Genomic DNA, 18,227 nt, shown 5'->3' on the forward strand with positions numbered 1-18,227 from the left:
CAGGGCGAAGCGGTTGCAGGCGTGTACTGACGGGAATGGCGAGCGGAGGTTGAATGTCTGGGTGAGTACGGGTGTTGCGCTGGGACTGGAGCGGCTCGCGCGACGTTACGGCGTAACGAAACGGGACATGCTGGAGCGTCTGGTGAAGACGGAAGATGACCGGGTGCTCGCGGGCATGGAACTCGACACGCCGGAGTGGGACGCGTACTTCGGCGCGCAGACCGGCATGTGCGTGACGGGCGGATAACGGTCAGGCAATGGATGCGCGTTACGCGGTAACGTCCATCGACATGAACGCGACCGGGACGCGCCGGGAGGAAGTGAAGAACGTAAAAGGCAAGCGCGGCCTTGCGGCCGGAAACCTGGAGGGCCGGGGGTAAATGGGCCTGCGGCCCATTTAACATAACCGCTGGGAAATTAGCACCGTTTGGCGGGCCGTCATCGCGCCAGCCGTTGCCTCTGCCGGCCCGCCAAACGGTGCTAATTTGCGTTATGTCTGGCGCCCCCGGCCCGCCGGGTGCGCGTTGCGCACACCAGTAAGTCAGGGCCATAAACCGGCCAGAAACCTGGCGTACCAACAAAGCCAGGCATGGCGCTACGCGCAAGAAAAAGTCAGGGGGGCGCGCCGCGGCCGGTCGGTGGTGTGAACCCCGCCCACCCGGTGCGTCTGCTGCGCTCGGGCTGCGGCCGCGGTGCGGCCTTCGCTCCGTGCTCGCAGCCTGCCTCCCCGTCCGCCCCCAGGGGGCTCCCCCAATGTGCCGTTACTGCGTAACGGAAAACAAACCCCTCACACAAAAGCAAAAGCGTGCTTCGCATGCGGTGCAAGCCGCCGAGTCGTCTTGCACCGCATAGCCGAGCGTAGAACCCTGGTGGCCGTCAAGGCTGCCCTCCGGCGCGCTCGCGCGCGGCCTTGACGGAGTAAGCGCCCGGGGTAAGCGAGGCGTCGTTACCGCGTAACAACGGTCAGCGCGGTTGTGGAACAGTGGAGCACAACGGCCCTGTTCCGCCTGGTTTGCCGTCGCACTGCGTGCGCCGTCAAACCAGGCGGGATGAGATTGCTTCGTGATGCGATGTAATTGAGATGGACGTAATGCGTCCTCTGGCAAACTCGCGCCTTCTGGCCAGAACCCGCGTCGGGGCAAAAAATTGCGGATGGAAACGCGCATCATGGAAAACCCGTTTGCAAGTGCCTGTCGCGTCAGGAGAAAACCTGTATCGACAACGGCGGGCGTGTCGGGATGTGGTGTTCGGTACAACCGGCAGTTGCATGAGGACAGCAAGGCCAAGGAACAGACGTTGGCGAAGAAGCTGGCCGACGAGAGCGGCGGCAAGTACAGCGAGCAGGACGTGGAAAACCAGATGGCGCGGATGGACCTGACGGTGAACGGGCAAACTGAATCGGGTGGTGTTCGGGTGGCCACTGGCGTGCAGCCGCAGGATGGAACCGACTGGCAACCTTATGGCGTGAACAAGGCGGGACAACAGGTGTGGGCGCAAAGCCTTGGGCCGGGCGATCCCGATTTGCAGGCATATATTGCAAAGGGGGCGCAGGATAGCGGACTGTCGTACCAGCCAACCACCACTGGCTCGAATCCGGGCTTGATCCGAGCGCCGGACATGGTGAACTTCCAGGTGGACTACTTCGTGGGCAGTGCGTGGGGGACGTTCACGCGTGATGGGAATGCGTTCTTTGGGTACGGTGTGAATTTGGGCATTCCGAATTCCGTAGGCGCTGGTGTCAATGTTTCCGCTGGTTATCTCAACACGACATCGGTCCGACCAGGGCAGACGAACAACTTCGCCGGCGGATATGCAGGAGGTGGCTCCGCTCTATATGGTGGTTTGGGCGGCGGTATTATGGTGTCACCTGGGAATGGGACTGCAACCGTCATTGGATTCGGTGCAGGTACGAATGTGGGCAAGACCGACAACCCTGCGTCAGTGGGTTGGGGCTTCTCTAACGATCAAGGCAAAACCGGAATCAAGTGGTAGCAATATGGGACCTTCGATTACATCAACGCCAAAGACGCGATTGCAAAAAGTCGTCTGGTGGTGCGCCTTCACTGCGATGATGGGGTTTATCGTGTACGTGGTGATAAAGAACGTGTTCTTTAGCTGAAGCAACAACCCCGGCTGCGGCCGGGGTTGTTGTTTGCGGAGTCGTTCAATCCGGCGTGATGACGAGCCTGCCGTGCTGAACCTCGATCCTCACACGCTGGCCGGGCGGGAAGCCGGCCTGCTCAAGCCAGATGCCGGCGATGCGAAGCCACGGAAAGAACGTGGGTGTACGCCAGTCCCTGCCCGGTTTCGGCGAGGGCCGCCAGCGCATGATCTGCTGGACGGTGGCGTGTCGCTCGGGATGGGTGTGCAATGCTTTAAGATTGGCATTAGCCATGATCAACTCCTCTATTGAGTTGGTGGTGGTCAGCGGGCGATGAGTGTTGGTAGCATTCACCGCCCGCGCTTCGTTTACATCAGTTCTCCTGCTGTTGTTCGGTCGTAACGGCTTGCCTAGCCGCTGATGATCTGCTTGGCGCGGTACTTGAGGATCATTCCATCGAGCAGCGCCTTGATGATGTTGCGGTCTTCGTCGGGCATCTGGCTAACTGCCTCGAACTGCAAACGCAGGTCATCGGACGGGCCGCGCTCGTTCTCATCAAACACCAGTTCATCAAGGCTGACATTGAGCGTCTGTGCCAGACGCGTCAGGGCTTCTAAGGTCGGTTGAGCCGACCCTGCTTCATATCGACGAACCTGATTGACGTGCAGCGTCGCGGCCTCGGCCAGCTCTTGCTGGGTAAGGCCGCGGGATTTGCGCACCTGAATCAGGCGTGCGGGGAAGTTCATGGGCAGGAACCAAAGTGTTGCGGATGCCATGACTGTATTCCCCGGTCCCTCAATCTGTTGCAGACAGATACATTATAAGGTATTAAAATAAAACCTCAAAAGAGTATTGACAGATTTTAGCCAGAAGGACGATTCATGCCGCGTATTCCGCAAGCCGAGCTGGACAGACTGAAGCGCGAAGTGTCGCTGGTGCGGCTGATCGAATCGCAAGGTCACGCGCTGAAAAAGCGCGGCCGCGATTGGGTCATGCGCTGCGTGTTCCATGAAGAGGACACGCCGAGCCTGTCGGTGTCAGAAGCGAAGAACGTGTACCACTGCTTCGGCTGCAACGCGTCGGGCACGGTGCTGGACTGGGTCATGAAAACCCAGGGCGTGAGCTTGCCGCACGCGGTGCAGTTACTGCGTAACGATGCGCCGCTGGCTGCGGCGGACAAGGTTGGGGTCAAGCTGAGTTTTACGCGCCCGCTTGCCTCCTTAGCTGCGGATGCCGATGAAGTGGTGCTGCTGGGCCAGGTGGCCAGCACGTACCACGAGACGCTGAAACAGAGTCCGGAGGCGCAGGCGTATCTGACCCAGCGCGGGCTGGTTCACGGCGAAATGATCGACACGTTCCGGCTCGGCTATGCCAACAAGAGTCTGACGTACCGGCTGCCGCCGGGGTATGCGAAGGAAGGCCGTGACGTGCGTGCGAAGTTGCAGCGTGTTGGGGTGTATCGCGAGTCTGGCCATGAGCACCTGAACGGGTGCCTGGTGGTGCCGGTGTTTGATCTTGAGTCAGGTGCAGTAAAACAGATGTACGGGCGACGGATCGCGCCGGGTAACAAGATCCCGGCGGGCCAGCCGAAGCACCTGTATCTGTCGCTGCCGCTAGCCGGTGTGTGGAACGAAGTGGCGCTGGTTGCCAGCCGTGAAGTGATCGTATGCGAGGCGCTGATCGATGCGCTGACGTTCTGGTGTGCGGGGCATCGCAACGTGATCGCAGCGTTCGGGGTGAACGGGTTCACGCAGGACCATTGGGCGGCACTGAAACGGCACAGCACGCAGCGGGTGTGGATCGCCTACGACCGTGATGACGCGGGCAATGCTGGGGCGGAAAAGCTCGGTACGGCGTTGCGCGAGTCGGGGATCGAGACATGGCGTGTGCTGTTCCCGAAGGGGATGGACGTGAACGATTACGCGAGGAAGGTTGCGCCGGCGGAAAAGAGCCTTGGGGTGCTGTTGCAGCAGGCCGAATGGATTGGCAAGGGCAAGCGGCCAGCGGTTGCGGCGCAGGTTGAACCGGTGCCGGTTGAGGAAGTGACGGACGTTCAACCTGCCTCCTCTTTAGTTGCTATTGCTGTGCCAGGTGAAGCGGTTACGCCAGCCACAGAGATGGCAACTAAGGAAGAGGTGCAGCCCGCGCAGACGGACGAGCTCGACGTGAAGCAGACGGAAGGCGGTGAACTGCTGTTCACGTTTAGCGAGCGCGTATGGCGTATCCGTGGCTGGCAGAAGAACCTTGGGCCAGAACAGATGCGGGTGAATGCGCAGGTGCGGCGCGGCGAGACGTATCACGTCGATACGCTCGATGTGTACAGCGCGAAGGCACGCGGGTTGTTCCTGAAGGCGGCGGCTGTCGAGCTTGGCTCACAGGAAGACACGCTCAAGCGAGATCTCGGGCGCGTGCTGCTGAAGCTGGAGACGTTGCAGGACGAAGCGATCCGCACGTCGCTCGCGCCGAAAGAAAAAGGCGTGACGCTGGACGCTGTTGAACACGCGGCAGCGCTGGAGTGGCTGAAGGCGCCGGACCTGATTGCACGGCTTGAAGCGGATATGGCGCGCTGCGGTGTGGTGGGGGAAGCGACGAACCTGCTGGCCGGGTATCTGTCGGCGGTGTCGCGCAAGCTCGATGCGCCGCTAGCCGTGCTGATCCAGTCGAGCAGCGCGGCGGGCAAGAGTTCCCTCATGGATGCAGTGCTTGACCTGATGCCGGACGAGGAACGGATCCAGTACAGCGCCATGACCGGACAGAGTCTGTTCTACCTGGGCGAGACGGACCTGCAACACAAGATTCTGGCGATTGCCGAAGAGGAAGGCGTGCGTCAGGCGGCGTATGCGCTGAAGCTGTTGCAAAGCGACGGTGAGCTCACGATTGCATCGACGGGCAAGGATGAGGCGACGGGTAACCTGGTGACGAAGCAGTACCGCGTAAAAGGTCCTGTGATGCTCATGCTCACGACGACCGCGATCGACGTCGACGAGGAATTGCTGAACCGGTGCCTGGTGCTGACGATCAACGAGAGCCGTGAGCAGACGCGCGAGATCCACGCACGGCAGCGGGCGAAACAGACGCTCGAAGGGTTGCTGGCCGAGACGGACAAACAGCACATCATTGACCTGCATCGCAACGCGCAGCGGTTGCTGAAGCCGGTGCATGTGGTCAATCCGTATGCAGAGCAGTTGACGTTCATGGACGACAAGACGCGCATGCGGCGCGATCACATGAAGTACCTGACGCTGATCCGCTCGATCGCGCTGCTGCACCAGTACCAGCGGCCACACAGGACGGTCACGCATCGCGGCGAGGCGCTGACGTACATCGAAGTCACGAAGGCCGATATTGCGCTGGCGAACCGGATCGCACACGAGGTGCTGGGACGCACGCTCGATGAATTGCCGCCGCAGACGCGGCGGCTGCTGCGCCTGATTCATGCAATGGTGAATGAGCGCGGCGAGCGCGAACATGTGAAGTCGCGCGAGGTGCGCTTTACACGGCGGGACATACGGGACTACACGCGCTGGAGCGACGGTCAACTGAAAATCCATTGCACGCGTCTGGCTGATCTTGAATACCTGCTGGTTCACGGCGGCAGTCGTGGGCATCAGTTGCATTACGAGCTGATGTATGACGGCGCGGCCGATGACGAGCCAAGACTCGCCGGACTGATTGAGCCGGAAGAACTCGATAACGATGAACGCAAGTCAGGGTCAACGGTGCGCAGGTCAGCCTCAAGTCAGGGTCAAATTACCCCCATGTCAGGGCATGGCAATCAGGCTCAAAGCCAGGCGGCACAAGGCGAAGGCGGCGAACCGGTCGGGGTGAACGGGAACGCAACTATCTACGGAAATACGGGCAGCCCTTCTTTAGCCCGCGTTGTTAAGGATTCCTCATGCGCAAACGGCTGACACCCCGTGCGCCGTTGCCAGTAATTGGCCCGGCCGACGATGCGCAAAGCCTGTATCACCAGATGCGTCCGTTCCTCGAATGGATGCGGGTGCGCAACTACAGCGAAGAAACGGTAGTGCATCGTGAGACGCATCTGCGCGGGTTCATCGCGTGGTGCGATGAGCGTGGGGTGAGCCGGCCGCAGGAAGTGACGCGCCCGATCCTGGAGCGCTATCAACGGCATCTGTTCCTGTACCGCAAGGCGAACGGCGAGGCGCTGTCGGGGCGCAGCCAGCATATGCGGCTGGTGCCGGTGAAGCTGTGGTTCCGGTGGCTGGTGAAGCAGAACAGGATCCTGTCGAACCCGGCGGCGGATATCGACATGCCGCGCGTCGAGAAGCGGTTGCCGAAGCACATTCTGAGCGCGGAAGAGGCTGAACGGGTTCTCAATGTGCCGGACGTGTCGAGCGCGCTGGGCATCCGTGACCGGGCGATCCTGGAGACGTTCTACAGCACCGGCATCCGGCGTGCGGAGCTCGTGAACCTGTATGTGCATGACGTTGACGCTGATCGTGGGACGGTGATGATCCGCCAGGGTAAGGGTAGCCGTGACCGGTTAATACCGATCGGCGCGCGTGCGCTGGCGTGGATCAGGAAGTATCTGGATGAAGTGAGGCCGCAACTGTCGCTGGCCGAGGATGAGGGCGTGCTGTTCCTGGCGGTGACGGGAGATTCGATCGGCACGCGCAGTATGGGGTTGATGGTGTCGGACTACATCAAACGATCGGGCGTGAACAAGAGCGGATCGTGTCACCTGTTCCGTCACACGATGGCCACGCTGATGCTGGAAAACGGTGCGGATGTGCGCTTCGTGCAGGTGATGCTCGGCCACGCGCAACTGACGAGCACGCAGGTCTATACGCAGGTGGCGATCCGGGCGCTGAAGGAGATTCATACGGCGACGCATCCGGCGCGGCTGGAGCGTCGCGAGGACCGGGAACAGATTGATGAAGTGAAGCCGATGCGGTTGCTGCATCGGGTGTATGGGAAGTCGGAGTAAGGCGTTACGCGGTAACGCGAATGGAGGCGCAGGCGATGGCGAAGACAGTGGCAGAAAGACAGGCGGCATACAGGGCGAAGCGGTTGCAGGCGTGTACTGACGGGAATGGCGAGCGGAGGTTGAATGTCTGGGTGAGTACGGGTGTTGCGCTGGGACTGGAGCGGCTCGCGCGACGTTACGGCGTAACGAAACGGGACATGCTGGAGCGTCTGGTGAAGACGGAAGATGACCGGGTGCTCGCGGGCATGGAACTCGACACGCCGGAGTGGGACGCGTACTTCGGCGCGCAGACCGGCATGTGCGTGACGGGCGGATAACGGTCAGGCAATGGATGCGCGTTACGCGGTAACGTCCATCGACATGAACGCGACCGGGACGCGCCGGGAGGAAGTGAAGAACGTAAAAGGCAAGCGCGGCCTTGCGGCCGGAAACCTGGAGGGCCGGGGGTAAATGGGCCTGCGGCCCATTTAACATAACCGCTGGGAAATTAGCACCGTTTGGCGGGCCGTCATCGCGCCAGCCGTTGCCTCTGCCGGCCCGCCAAACGGTGCTAATTTGCGTTATGTCTGGCGCCCCCGGCCCGCCGGGTGCGCGTTGCGCACACCAGTAAGTCAGGGCCATAAACCGGCCAGAAACCTGGCGTACCAACAAAGCCAGGCATGGCGCTACGCGCAAGAAAAAGTCAGGGGGGCGCGCCGCGGCCGGTCGGTGGTGTGAACCCCGCCCACCCGGTGCGTCTGCTGCGCTCGGGCTGCGGCCGCGGTGCGGCCTTCGCTCCGTGCTCGCAGCCTGCCTCCCCGTCCGCCCCCAGGGGGCTCCCCCAATGTGCCGTTACTGCGTAACGGAAAACAAACCCCTCACACAAAAGCAAAAGCGTGCTTCGCATGCGGTGCAAGCCGCCGAGTCGTCTTGCACCGCATAGCCGAGCGTAGAACCCTGGTGGCCGTCAAGGCTGCCCTCCGGCGCGCTCGCGCGCGGCCTTGACGGAGTAAGCGCCCGGGGTAAGCGAGGCGTCGTTACCGCGTAACAACGGTCAGCGCGGTTGTGGAACAGTGGAGCACAACGGCCCTGTTCCGCCTGGTTTGCCGTCGCACTGCGTGCGCCGTCAAACCAGGCGGGATGAGATTGCTTCGTGATGCGATGTAATTGAGATGGACGTAATGCGTCCTCTGGCAAACTCGCGCCTTCTGGCCAGAACCCGCGTCGGGGCAAAAAATTGCGGATGGAAACGCGCATCATGGAAAACCCGTTTGCAAGTGCCTGTCGCGTCAGGAGAAAACCTGTATCGACAACGGCGGGCGTGTCGGGATGTGGTGTTCGCTTCAATAGACAACTACACCCTGAAGAAAAGACGTTGGCGAAGCAGATCGCGGACAAGAGCGGCGGCACGTACACGCAGGCACAGGTCGAAGACCAGCTTCGTATCATGGGTGTAAGCGTGAATGGGACAAGTGAATCTGGCGCGCCGACTACACTTATTGGTCAAATGCCGACGGACCCGGGCGCACAATGGATATCGGGCGGGACGACGGCAGACGGCAAACCGATTCTGACGCAAGTCACGGCGCAGGCCGATCCGCAGTTGCAGTCGTATATTCTGGCCAACTACAACAGCGCTTCGGCGGGTGGAGTGCCGAGCCAGTTCACGTATCAACAGACTGGAAGCGGCTCGATTAATATCACCGGTCCGTTCACGAAGTTCGATAAGTCGGACGCGGACTTCATGCGGAATACGAGCGCCGACACGGCCTCAATGGTTTCTAACACTGCCGGATGGATCAGTTCTGCTGCGGCCACCGGCGCAGTATCACCGTCTCCATTGGCCCCTGCTTTCGGTGAAATTGCCTTTGGTGCTACGGTAGTAGGCATTGCCGCAGACGGGGTATCGCAACTGGTTCGGCCTAACGTCGGACAGTACACATATCAAGGCGTAGTAGCACTAGCAGGCCAGATCGCAGCGGACCGCGCTCCGACAGCATCGTTGGTGGTCAATGGAGCCGCAACGGCACTAAACAACGCTCCATATTCGACACAAATCCAAGATTGGATAACTCGTCAATCCAATTCGATATTCAATGTAAATGCGAATGGGACAAGGAAATGAAATTTGTTGAGGCGGGAAATTTCTCTGGCTGGGTACGCATTACGTTGTTCGTGGTAGGCCTTACCGCATTTGGAATGAGCCTCGCGCTCGATTGGTTGCCGCGCGTGCCCAGGATGGCGGCTTTCCTGTTGGGCTTTGGGCTAATGGCTTTAGGCGGAATTTCTAGTCGCGCCCACATGCTTAACATCAAACCCTTCGACAACAGCTACAAAAAGGCGCGCGAGAGCTACAAAACCGAAGACGATAAGCACGATGAACCGAAATGAAGCGAACGAAATTCGGCGTCGCACAGTTGATACTCCACCTGTCCTCGATCCTGCAGGTGGTGGCTGCGCTTATGGCGGCAACCTTAGTGGTTCCCCTTGGTTTCGCCCCGCAAGCCCCGACAACGCAGCGCGTCTCGACGACCAATAATGGGATCACCAAGATACTTTATTTTACTGTCGAGTACGCCTTGCTGGCTCGGTGCCTGAATCGCTGTACAGGCCTAGTCTGGCGCATTGCTTCGGGCATATTCCTCATCAACACGGGCGTTGCTGCGCTAGCGACAGCTGCGCGACCCAACCTACATCCGGTATTGACGTGCGGCGTTGCCATCGCTGGCACAATTTCGGTGTGGAATGGTCGTGAGTTGGTCTGAAACGATGCAGGTGCAGCTGCGGGAAACAGACATGTACAACCGGCAACTACATCAGCCCGAAAAAAACGAAGGCACAGCAGATTGCAGCGGCGGCAAAGGATCAAGGGCTGATGAACCCTGATGGTTCGCCGATCACGGCGGCACAGATCGAAAACGCCATGCGTGGGGCGAACAATAGCCAATATGGTGAGATCGCTGCGACGGGCGTCGTTGTGCCGTTGAACGCGGGTACGCCTGCGGGTGCGGTTTATGACACGGCCGGGATGAAGCTGGTGGCGGACAGCACGGGGAGTTATCTGGTGCAAGATCCGTCGATGTTGGCGACACCATCAAAAGCGCTGCAAGACTTGATTACCCAGAACACGGGCGGCTCAAATTCGCCGTATAGCTGGAATGCGCCATCTACCCAAAATGCAGCCGGGCCAAGGATCGATGCTACTGGGCCGTTCACTCCGGCGGCAAATGGCTGCATTACGGCTGAATGTGCGGCCGGCATGCCCAACTCAGATCCACGCAGCAATCCCGACGTTACCGTGCAGGCGGGCTTTCACGTGCCGGTCTCTCCAGGAATTGCTGTCGGGCCGAATTTCTCGTACACGCCGAGCGATGATTCGGCTTCGCTTAAGCCGGACGTCACAATCGGTAGTTTGGGGGATTTCGGAGCGAGCATCAATTTTTCGGGCGATTCGCGTTATTCAGGTCCAACGTCGGTCGGGGTGGGCATTGGCAAATACTTTGGCGTCCAAGTAGTCCCGAGTAATGTAACGGCGTGGCAGGAAAAATCCTGGTATGACGCGACGCGCTACATAAATGGTGTTTCAGTCGGTATCGGCGCGGGCTTCAGTACACCTGTCAACGCTTCGGTCGATCCGACCTATCAATCTCCGGTGAAGCGATGAAACCATTCTTTCAGACAACGCTTAGCCCTTCAGCAGGGGCGGTCGTGATTGGATTGCTGATTGTCGGCGTAATTGTGGTCTTTGTTCTACTGCCCGCAATTTCGCGAATAGCTGATAGAAGCGCCGGCCAGCTTATTGCGCAAGCGCGCGTCATCGCATCGTTCGGTCAGTCGGCTTTCCGTTCAGGGGGCGCGTTTTATAGATTCAGCGTTTACGAGCAGCATCTTGTTGTGTGTTTTATAACTGCGCGGTCGTATTCCTACAAAGACGTTCGGCTGGTACAGGAGAAGTATGTGCAACGGGGGAAATTGACGGTAGATCTAGAGGGTATTCGCGTTGTCCTGTGGGGCAATGCCGAGAGTCTTGAACGCTTAGCGACGGGCCTGTCCGAACGGATAGCAAATCAATGACGGCGATAACGTTCGGTGCGACTCCTACGGGCGGTAGCAATACGGTTCGGTTCAACAGACAACTTCACCCGGATGAAAAGAGCGCGATAGCAAAACAGGCGAACGGCGACCAGGCGGAACAGGACAAACTGACAAAGGCGGCATGTCTCGCAGTGAAATGCTGGGCCGAGTATCCGCATTGTGTGGTGCGGGGCTTTGGTCATTTGTAGTTGCGGGGCTCTGCCGAATAATATTCAAGCTTGGTGACAATGAGTCCATGCTGTGGGTTGGTAACTATGGTTGGTATTCCTGGCTCAACGCCTAAAACAAGAGGCCAGAAAATAGTGGGTGCGGTTGTCTTCACGGCGCTGATGAGCTTCATCGCGTACGTGGTGGTAAAGAATATCTTCTTTAGCTGAAACAACAAACCCGGCCTTGCGCCGGGTCTGTTGTTTATGGGGTCATTCAGTCCGGCATGATGACGAGCCTGCGCTGGACTGCCATGACCGGGAAGCTATCAGTTGGGCAGCGACTACTGGCGGCCATAGCGGCCGTCGTGCGTGATGTGATGCTCGCAGCGGTCGAGCAACGCTTCGACACGACGCCGGCAAGTGCACCCATCGAATGGCTGTCCGGGCAGGAGTCCCATGTATTCGAGCATCGCGTCGGTGACCTGCATCCACGGAAAAGCAGTCCGTTTGCCCTGTTCGTACGGGATGTGATCGCGGCGCGGGATGTGACAGGCAAGGCTGCGAGCGCCACGCCCGATGCGGCGACGGGTACGAATCACCATGACGAGACGCAGGAGACGAAGACGAGCGGCGTCACGCTCGGGCTGGGCGGTAGTGCAGGGGGATGCGATCAATAACACGATCCAGCAGTCGCAGGCGGCTGCTAGCAGTCAGGATGAACGGGCTCAGGGCCCTCTCTGCGCACGATTGCCGCAGTCGGCAACGCCGGCAGCGCGGTCGGGTCGCCGGCGGGTGGCGGTGATCGCCAGATTCATACGTTGCCAACAGCAAACAGGCATTCCCGAGCACAGACGTGAGTCCAAATGCCGCAAGCACACACGACAGCACTGCAAAGCCTTATTGGACCAATCCGTAACAGAGGCGACGACCGCTGCTCCACCTATCAACAGCGCAATTAGCGCACAGTTTTCGGCCAGGAAGATTTATTATTACGGTCCGATTACTTCCGGGGCGGTGTTTAACCTTAACGCAGCAAGAGCAGTATCTAAATATTCACGCCGCATACCGAAGCGACCGTCACGTTCACGCCGATAAAGCAATAGAAATGAACAAGCTCGTCGGGCTGGATAAGTCAATCGCTCTCGACTGCACGTTTCACGTAGGCCAACCCCTTTAAAAGCCGACGAAGTGATCGTCATTCCTTGCCGCACAAGGGGTTAGAGTGCAATCCCATTTCACATTCCAGCCGGAGAGCCAATGATAATAAAGGAGGCGCAATAATGCGCACATTGACAGCAGGTATCCTCTTCACCTTCGCATTCACCGCCGGATGCGCGCCAGCGCATTACGTCACAACTGGAACTCCCGACTACGATCCTCGTATTTCAGCACGTGTGCGTATCAAGTCGGGCAACGACCAGCAAGCCGCGTCGTTCAGAGTGGGGGCGTGCTACTCCAATGCATGGGAAAGCGACCCACAGCGAGTCAATGTCGACGACGGTTTCATGGCGCGCTACAAATACTCGTCACGCAGCGTCGTGATTGGCATGCCACAGAGTCCCCGGCCCTGGATGCGTGTCGAAGGTCTGCGTTTCAAGGACATGATCCGGGAATACGTGATTCCGGCCGGGCAGCCGATCACGTTGGCGCTGAGTACGGCCGGGGACGCAGGCGGCAAATACGGCGGCTATTCGTGGTCCTGCAAGCCGCACGAGATGACCTTCACGCCGATCGCCGGCCAGGATTACGACGCGTATCTGCTTTTGCAGGACGAAGGGCGTAGGGCCCCGAACTGCTCGATCGAGGTTCGCCACATCGACGCCAGTGGACTGGACGAACCTGTTGAAACGCAGTACGCATCCAGGTGTCCGTCGTCGGGCACAGAGACCGCGCCAAAACGGGGGCCGTGAAAAGCGTCACGCAGTCAGATCAATAATAACCAGTAGAGAACAAGACCAATGCAACACTTACGCGTTGCGAGAGCACTGTCGGCAGGAGTGACGCTGACGGCTTTCGGCGTTTCGGCGCAAACGTCGCCGCCTTTACCCGATTTTGCAAATGCCGCACGCAGCGCGGCGCAGCAACAGCAACTCATCGAGCAGCAACGACAAGCCCAGGAGCGCGCCCAGGCGGTCAATGCGCCCGTCGTCCGCGCAGGTACGCCCAAGGCCGCCGGCTGGCCTGAACTGCCTGCCGGGACTCCCTGCTTCCGCATCCAGTCATTCGTTCTGGACATACCGGAGACCTTGCCCGATGCCGTTCGTGCACAAGCCGCCTCGGCGCTGCCGCAGGACCGCTTTGCCTTTGCCCGCGAATGGCTCGATCACTACAGCGGACAATGCGTCGGCAAGCAGGGCGTCGAGTTGATCGTCAAGGGCCTCGCGCAGGTGATTCTCAGCCGGGGCTACATCACCACGCGCGTCCTTGTCCCGGAACAGGACCTGTCGAAAGGCACGCTGCGCTTCTCGCTCGTGCCCGGTGTTATTCGCCAGTTACGCTTCGCCGACTCCGCAACGCGTGGCACGTGGAAGTCGGCATTTCCGGCACGCGGCGGCGATCTGCTCGACCTGCGCGATCTCGAACAGGGACTCGAACAGATGAAGCGCGTCGCGAGTCAGGATGTCGACATGCAGGTCGTGCCGACCGGAACACCGGGCGAGAGCGATGTGGAGATCACCGTAAAACGCACAAAGCCGTGGAGCGTCGTTGCTTCCGTCGACAACTCAGGCACGCGGGCCACCGGCAAGCTGCAAGGCAACCTCGGCGTCGGCATCGACAATCCACTCGGACTGAACGACATATTCAACGTGGGCGCGAATCAGGACCTCGAACTGGGAGACAAAAGCCTCGGCTCGCACGGCTGGAACGGCTCCTATTCGGTTCCCTGGGGTTACTGGACGGCTACGCTCTTCGGCAACACGAATACTTATTACCAGCAGATCGCTGCGGTGAACCAGACGTTTGTATCAAGCGGCAATTCACAGATAGCAGGGCTGAAACTGCAACGTGTGTTGCGCCGCAGCCAGGACGACGTGTTCGGCTTTGAGGCGCAACTGACCAAACGCTGGGGCGCAAGCTTCATCGAGGACACCGAAATTCCGCAGCAGCATCGCGACAACACGTTCATCGAGGCAGGGCTGACCGACCGCCACTACTTCGGCGCCGCACAGTTCGACGGCACGCTGGCCTACCGGGAGGGCATCGGCTGGCTCGGTGCGATGCCCGATACGGCGAACGGCCCGACGTACCGCTTTCACATGGCCGTGTTCGATGCGAACCTGTCGGTGCCGTTTTCTGTCGCGAGCCAGAGCCTGCGATATGTGACGACCTTTCACGGTCAGTTCACGAACAACACGCTGAACTACATCGATGACCTGACCATCGGCAGCCGCTACACGGTGCGCGGCTTCGACGGGGAAACGCTGCTCGCGGCGGAGCGCGGTTTTTACTGGCGAAACGAACTCCAGCTGCCGATCGGCCAGACGCGACATTCGTTCTATGCGGGTATCGACTATGGCCAGGTTTTCGGCCCCAGTACCGCCTTTCTCGCGGGCACGCAACTGGCGGGCGCAGTGATCGGTCTGCGCGGGAGCATGCCGGCTCGTCTCGGCAGCTTAGCGTACGACCTTTTCGCCGGTACGCCGATTTACAAGCCGTCGGGATTTCCGACCGCGCGAGTCTCCGCGGGTTTTCAGTTGACCGCACAGTTCTAGACCCCTGGGCGTTTGTCAGTCCCACCGTTCGGATCTATAGCCATAGCGCGCTTGCATGCCCTTTGACACCTGGTCTGTGCCCATTGCAAGCCGAGTGCAAGCTCGGTGGGCGTAGAATGCCGCCTTCCCAGACCCCATCCGCGACAGCCTCGCGAACCGAGCCCGCCTCATGAACAAACCGCCGCGCAAGAAGAACCCGACCTTTGGCATTGCTGTCTTCATCGTGGTCGCGGTACTGCTGGTGATCGCCACGCTCTTCTATAACGCCATCAAGGAAAAGCACGATTTCGACAGCCAGAACGAACCGGCACCGTCGATTTCATCGGACGCGGCGGCAGCGGCCACCGCGGCGAAGCCGGCAAGCGGCGCGGCTCAGTAAGACTGCACGCACTCTGGTTTGAGCATCGCGCCTGATCGTCGAGCGACGCTCGCCGCCAGGCAAAACGCCGACCTATCCAAAACGTAAGAGCACACCGGCCGCACAACGCGAGATGTCGGCTCACGCCACGCCGTTTCACTCATCCGGCAGGCGAATCACGCTTGCATCCTTGCGGATCAATGCCGCCGCCGCCAGCATCTGCTTGCATTGATGCGCAAGCAATTTCATATCGTGCACGGCGTCCGCCGAATAGTCCGGCGACTTTTCCGTTTCGACCACCATCGCATCGAGCTCACGGTTCAACTGCTTGATCTGCTCGGCCTGATCGGCGGGCGGCGCGGTGCCGGTTTCGGCTTCGGTGAGATTGTCGCGCACCACGCTCAACGCGCGTTGCAGCGGCTGTAGCGAGATGCCTTCGGCCTGTTGTTGCGCCGTGGTGCGCAGCAGCGGCGCGGCCGCGGTGATCTGCGAAGCGAGGACGTGGCTGCGCACCAGCAGGCCGTTCAGTTCCGGCACGAACTTTTGCGCGGACTTCGGTTCGAGCATCATGCGTTGAAACGCCTGGCCCAGATTGGCGAACGCTACGTGGACGTTCTTGCGGGCGAGCCGGTAGCGGTAATCGCGATCGAGCGCGGTTGCCGCGGCTGCGGCGGCAGCGGAGGCGCCGGAGGCCGGCTTCGCGGTCGGATTGCTGACCGTGGTGGTGCCTGCGCCGACGTCGGCAGGCGGTATTGCTGCATCGGCATCCACGGCCGCTTGAGCGTTTGCGTTGTTGCCTTCAGAGGCGCTTGCGCGGCCGCTTGAGGCAGCACTTACGCCTTGGCTTGCTGCACCGCTTGCGCCACCGCTTGAGGCAGCGCTTACACCCTGACTTACCGCACCGCCTGCTCCGCCGTTCGGACCAACACCTACGCCTCTGCCCGCCGCCGCGCTTACGCCACCGCCTGCCGTCGCGAGCGCCGGTTTGCCGAAGTCGATCGCCGGATCGGCCATCGCCGCCGCGGGCGCGCGCGCGCCGGCCTCGGTCACGGTGGCGACCACCGCCGCGGCCGGCTTGCCGCTCCACCACCAGCTTGCTTCCAGGTATTGACGCGTCGCGCTGATCATGTTGTTGACGAGCTTGCCCATCAAACGGTATTCCCAGTACGGGAACAGGTGGCTTGCCGCAATTGCGATTGCGCAGCCCACCACGGTATCGATCGCGCGCTCGCCGATGATGCGCATGCTGCCCGGCGCGAGCAGATGGAACATGAGCAGCACATACGACGAGGTGAACACCACGCTCGCCGTGTAATTGAACAGCAGCAGACTGTAGCTCATGACCATCGACGCGAACATCACGACCAGCAGGATGTGAGGTTCCTTGACGAATACGATCAGCGCGATGCTTGCCGCGCAGCCGATCAGCGTGCCGACGATCCGCTGCCCGTTGCGCTGCTTGGTGAGCGAATAGCCGGGCTTCAGAATGATGACGGTGGTCATCACGATCCAGTACGCGTTGGTGAGCGGAAGCAGACGGCCGAGCCAGAAGCCCACGGCGACCGCGATCGTCACGCGCAGCGCATGGCGGAAGCTCGGCGAGGCCATTGTCAGGTTCGAGAAGATCTGGCCGAACGGCACGCGGCGGCTCGACACGAAACGCGTGAGCGCCTGGTCGAGGCGCAATTCGGTCTCGGTAGTGCTGGGTTCGTTCGAGAGACTCTTGCGCATCTTGTCGATCAGGCGCGTGGCGCTCCAGATGCGCCGGAAAGTCGACGAGATCGCCGCATAGGCCTCATGGTTTTTTGCCGGCAGGTTCTGTTTGCGCATCAACTCGATTTCGAATTCGATGGCGCGCAATTCCGCCTTGACGTTCACACGTGTACGTGGCGCCTGGTTTTGCAGCACCGCGAGCCCGATCTCCTCGAGATCGGCGGCCGCCTTGCGGATCAGATCGCGATAGAACACCAGCAGATCGGAGCCGCCGAACGTGTTGCGCACCAGCGGGTAATCGGTGTGCGCGCCGACAAACAGCTCGTGCAGATCGACTGTGTTGATGAACAGATTGAACAGCATGGCACGGCGCGGCTCGAGCTTGCCGCTCTTGAGCTTGGGCAGGTTGCGCAGCACGATGTCGCGTGCGGCATCCTGGCGCTCCACCGCGGCGATCTGCTTGTCGACCAGGTTGCGATAACACTCGTCCAGATCGTTATCGAGGTCGTAGAACTGGGCGCGCGCCAGCAGATAATCGGCGCACGCGAACACGCTTTCGGCCAGCGCCTGCTGTTCGATGCGGTGCATCATCCAGCGGCTCACAAAGGTCGACCAGTAGGTGTACCAGAGGCCGCCCACCAGAATCCACGAGGCGTTGACGAGCGCCTGCACCGGCGTGAAATGCTCTTCCAGCGTCATGGTCATCATGAACAGCGTGGCAAAGCTGATCTGCGGCCAGCGGTTGCCATATACGACGATCAGCGACAGCAGGAAGGTGAGCGGCACGACGGTGCACCACAGCGCCACCGCGTTCACGGTGGCGAGGCCGGTGGCGAGCGCGGACAGGAAGCCGATCACCGTGCACGCCAGCATTTCGTTGTGCTTGTACTTGAGCGGACCCGGCATGTCGACCACACACGCGCCGAGCGCGCCGGTGGCGATCGTGAAGCCGAGATCGCGATCGTGAAACACGATCAGGCACAGTACCGCCGGTAACGACACGCCGACTGCGATGCGCAGGCCGCCATAAAAGTACTGGCTATAGAGGAATTTTTTTATTTCGACCGAATAGCGCATCGACTGCCTGGATTCCATTCACTGAGAAAACCGCGGTTGAAGGGGCAGACCCAAACTGCCGTCGAGTCTAACTGATTTCATGGGTGATCTG

16 protein-coding genes and 1 pseudogene are annotated in these 18,227 nt (G+C 60.3%); 14 read left to right on the forward strand and 3 right to left on the reverse strand.

Translation table 11 applies throughout. From position 1 onward, the window contains the following. Positions 1–61: 61 nt before the first annotated feature. Positions 62–247: a hypothetical protein gene (locus PDMSB3_RS07540; protein ID WP_232064136.1), complete on the forward strand. Its 186-nt coding sequence runs from the start codon at positions 62–64 to the stop codon at positions 245–247. A 920-nt stretch (positions 248–1,167) separates the two neighbouring features. Further along, positions 1,168–1,992 (forward strand): hypothetical protein, encoded by an 825-nt coding sequence (locus PDMSB3_RS07545; protein WP_165185617.1) that lies wholly within the window; start codon positions 1,168–1,170, stop codon positions 1,990–1,992. 172 nt (positions 1,993–2,164) lie between these two features. On the opposite strand, the gene PDMSB3_RS07550 is transcribed toward PDMSB3_RS07545, so the two are convergent. Further along, positions 2,165–2,395 (reverse strand): SymE family type I addiction module toxin, encoded by a 231-nt coding sequence (locus PDMSB3_RS07550; protein ID WP_165185607.1) that lies wholly within the window; start codon positions 2,393–2,395, stop codon positions 2,165–2,167. Positions 2,396–2,511: 116 nt separating this feature from the next. Further along, a complete protein-coding gene (locus PDMSB3_RS07555) occupies positions 2,512–2,847 on the reverse strand; it encodes a helix-turn-helix domain-containing protein (protein WP_165187421.1) in 336 nt (111 codons plus the stop codon). A gap of 135 nt (positions 2,848–2,982) precedes the next feature. Here PDMSB3_RS07555 and PDMSB3_RS07560 point away from each other — a divergent pair, with 135 nt between their 5' ends. The 12 genes and pseudogenes from PDMSB3_RS07560 (at position 2,983) to PDMSB3_RS07615 (ending at position 15,367) form a co-directional block, all read left to right on the forward strand. Next, on the forward strand, positions 2,983–6,012 hold the full coding sequence (locus PDMSB3_RS07560) for a CHC2 zinc finger domain-containing protein (RefSeq protein WP_165185610.1): 3,030 nt from the start codon (positions 2,983–2,985) through the stop codon (positions 6,010–6,012). Then, positions 5,997–7,052 (forward strand): site-specific tyrosine recombinase XerC, encoded by a 1,056-nt coding sequence (gene xerC / locus PDMSB3_RS07565; protein ID WP_165185612.1) that lies wholly within the window; start codon positions 5,997–5,999, stop codon positions 7,050–7,052. Before PDMSB3_RS07560 ends, xerC begins: the two co-directional genes overlap by 16 nt. 131 nt (positions 7,053–7,183) lie before the next feature. Further along, the gene (locus PDMSB3_RS07570) at positions 7,184–7,369 is read left to right on the forward strand and encodes a hypothetical protein (protein WP_232064136.1); all 186 of its coding nucleotides are present in this window, start codon (positions 7,184–7,186) and stop codon (positions 7,367–7,369) included. A 920-nt stretch (positions 7,370–8,289) separates the two neighbouring features. Further along, positions 8,290–9,156, forward strand: coding sequence for a hypothetical protein (locus PDMSB3_RS07575; RefSeq protein ID WP_165185620.1), 867 nt, complete (start codon positions 8,290–8,292; stop codon positions 9,154–9,156). Further along, positions 9,153–9,422: a hypothetical protein gene (locus tag PDMSB3_RS07580; protein ID WP_165184126.1), complete on the forward strand. Its 270-nt coding sequence runs from the start codon at positions 9,153–9,155 to the stop codon at positions 9,420–9,422. The genes PDMSB3_RS07575 and PDMSB3_RS07580 overlap by 4 nt, the downstream gene beginning before the upstream one ends. After that, positions 9,419–9,796: a hypothetical protein gene (locus tag PDMSB3_RS07585; RefSeq protein WP_165185623.1), complete on the forward strand. Its 378-nt coding sequence runs from the start codon at positions 9,419–9,421 to the stop codon at positions 9,794–9,796. Before PDMSB3_RS07580 ends, PDMSB3_RS07585 begins: the two co-directional genes overlap by 4 nt. 110 nt (positions 9,797–9,906) lie before the next feature. Next, entirely contained in the window at positions 9,907–10,695 is a 789-nt protein-coding gene (locus tag PDMSB3_RS07590) for a hypothetical protein (protein ID WP_165185625.1), read from the forward strand. Next, positions 10,692–11,105, forward strand: a complete 414-nt coding sequence (locus tag PDMSB3_RS07595; protein WP_011487826.1) for a hypothetical protein — start codon at positions 10,692–10,694, stop codon at positions 11,103–11,105. The genes PDMSB3_RS07590 and PDMSB3_RS07595 overlap by 4 nt, the downstream gene beginning before the upstream one ends. 468 nt (positions 11,106–11,573) lie before the next feature. After that, positions 11,574–11,730, forward strand: a pseudogene (locus tag PDMSB3_RS07600) (IS3 family transposase); the annotation flags it as partial. A gap of 825 nt (positions 11,731–12,555) precedes the next feature. After that, the gene (locus PDMSB3_RS07605; RefSeq protein WP_165185628.1) at positions 12,556–13,185 is read left to right on the forward strand and encodes a hypothetical protein; all 630 of its coding nucleotides are present in this window, start codon (positions 12,556–12,558) and stop codon (positions 13,183–13,185) included. A gap of 48 nt (positions 13,186–13,233) precedes the next feature. After that, on the forward strand, positions 13,234–14,988 hold the full coding sequence (locus PDMSB3_RS07610; RefSeq protein WP_165185630.1) for a ShlB/FhaC/HecB family hemolysin secretion/activation protein: 1,755 nt from the start codon (positions 13,234–13,236) through the stop codon (positions 14,986–14,988). A gap of 169 nt (positions 14,989–15,157) precedes the next feature. Further along, positions 15,158–15,367 (forward strand): hypothetical protein, encoded by a 210-nt coding sequence (locus PDMSB3_RS07615; RefSeq protein ID WP_007182315.1) that lies wholly within the window; start codon positions 15,158–15,160, stop codon positions 15,365–15,367. Positions 15,368–15,502: 135 nt separating this feature from the next. On the opposite strand, the gene PDMSB3_RS07620 is transcribed toward PDMSB3_RS07615, so the two are convergent. Then, on the reverse strand, positions 15,503–18,136 hold the full coding sequence (locus PDMSB3_RS07620) for an FUSC family protein (RefSeq protein ID WP_007182314.1): 2,634 nt from the start codon (positions 18,134–18,136) through the stop codon (positions 15,503–15,505). Positions 18,137–18,227 lie beyond the last annotated feature (91 nt).

The sequence above is a fragment of the Paraburkholderia dioscoreae genome (assembly GCF_902459535.1).
Classification (GTDB): domain Bacteria; phylum Pseudomonadota; class Gammaproteobacteria; order Burkholderiales; family Burkholderiaceae; genus Paraburkholderia; species Paraburkholderia dioscoreae.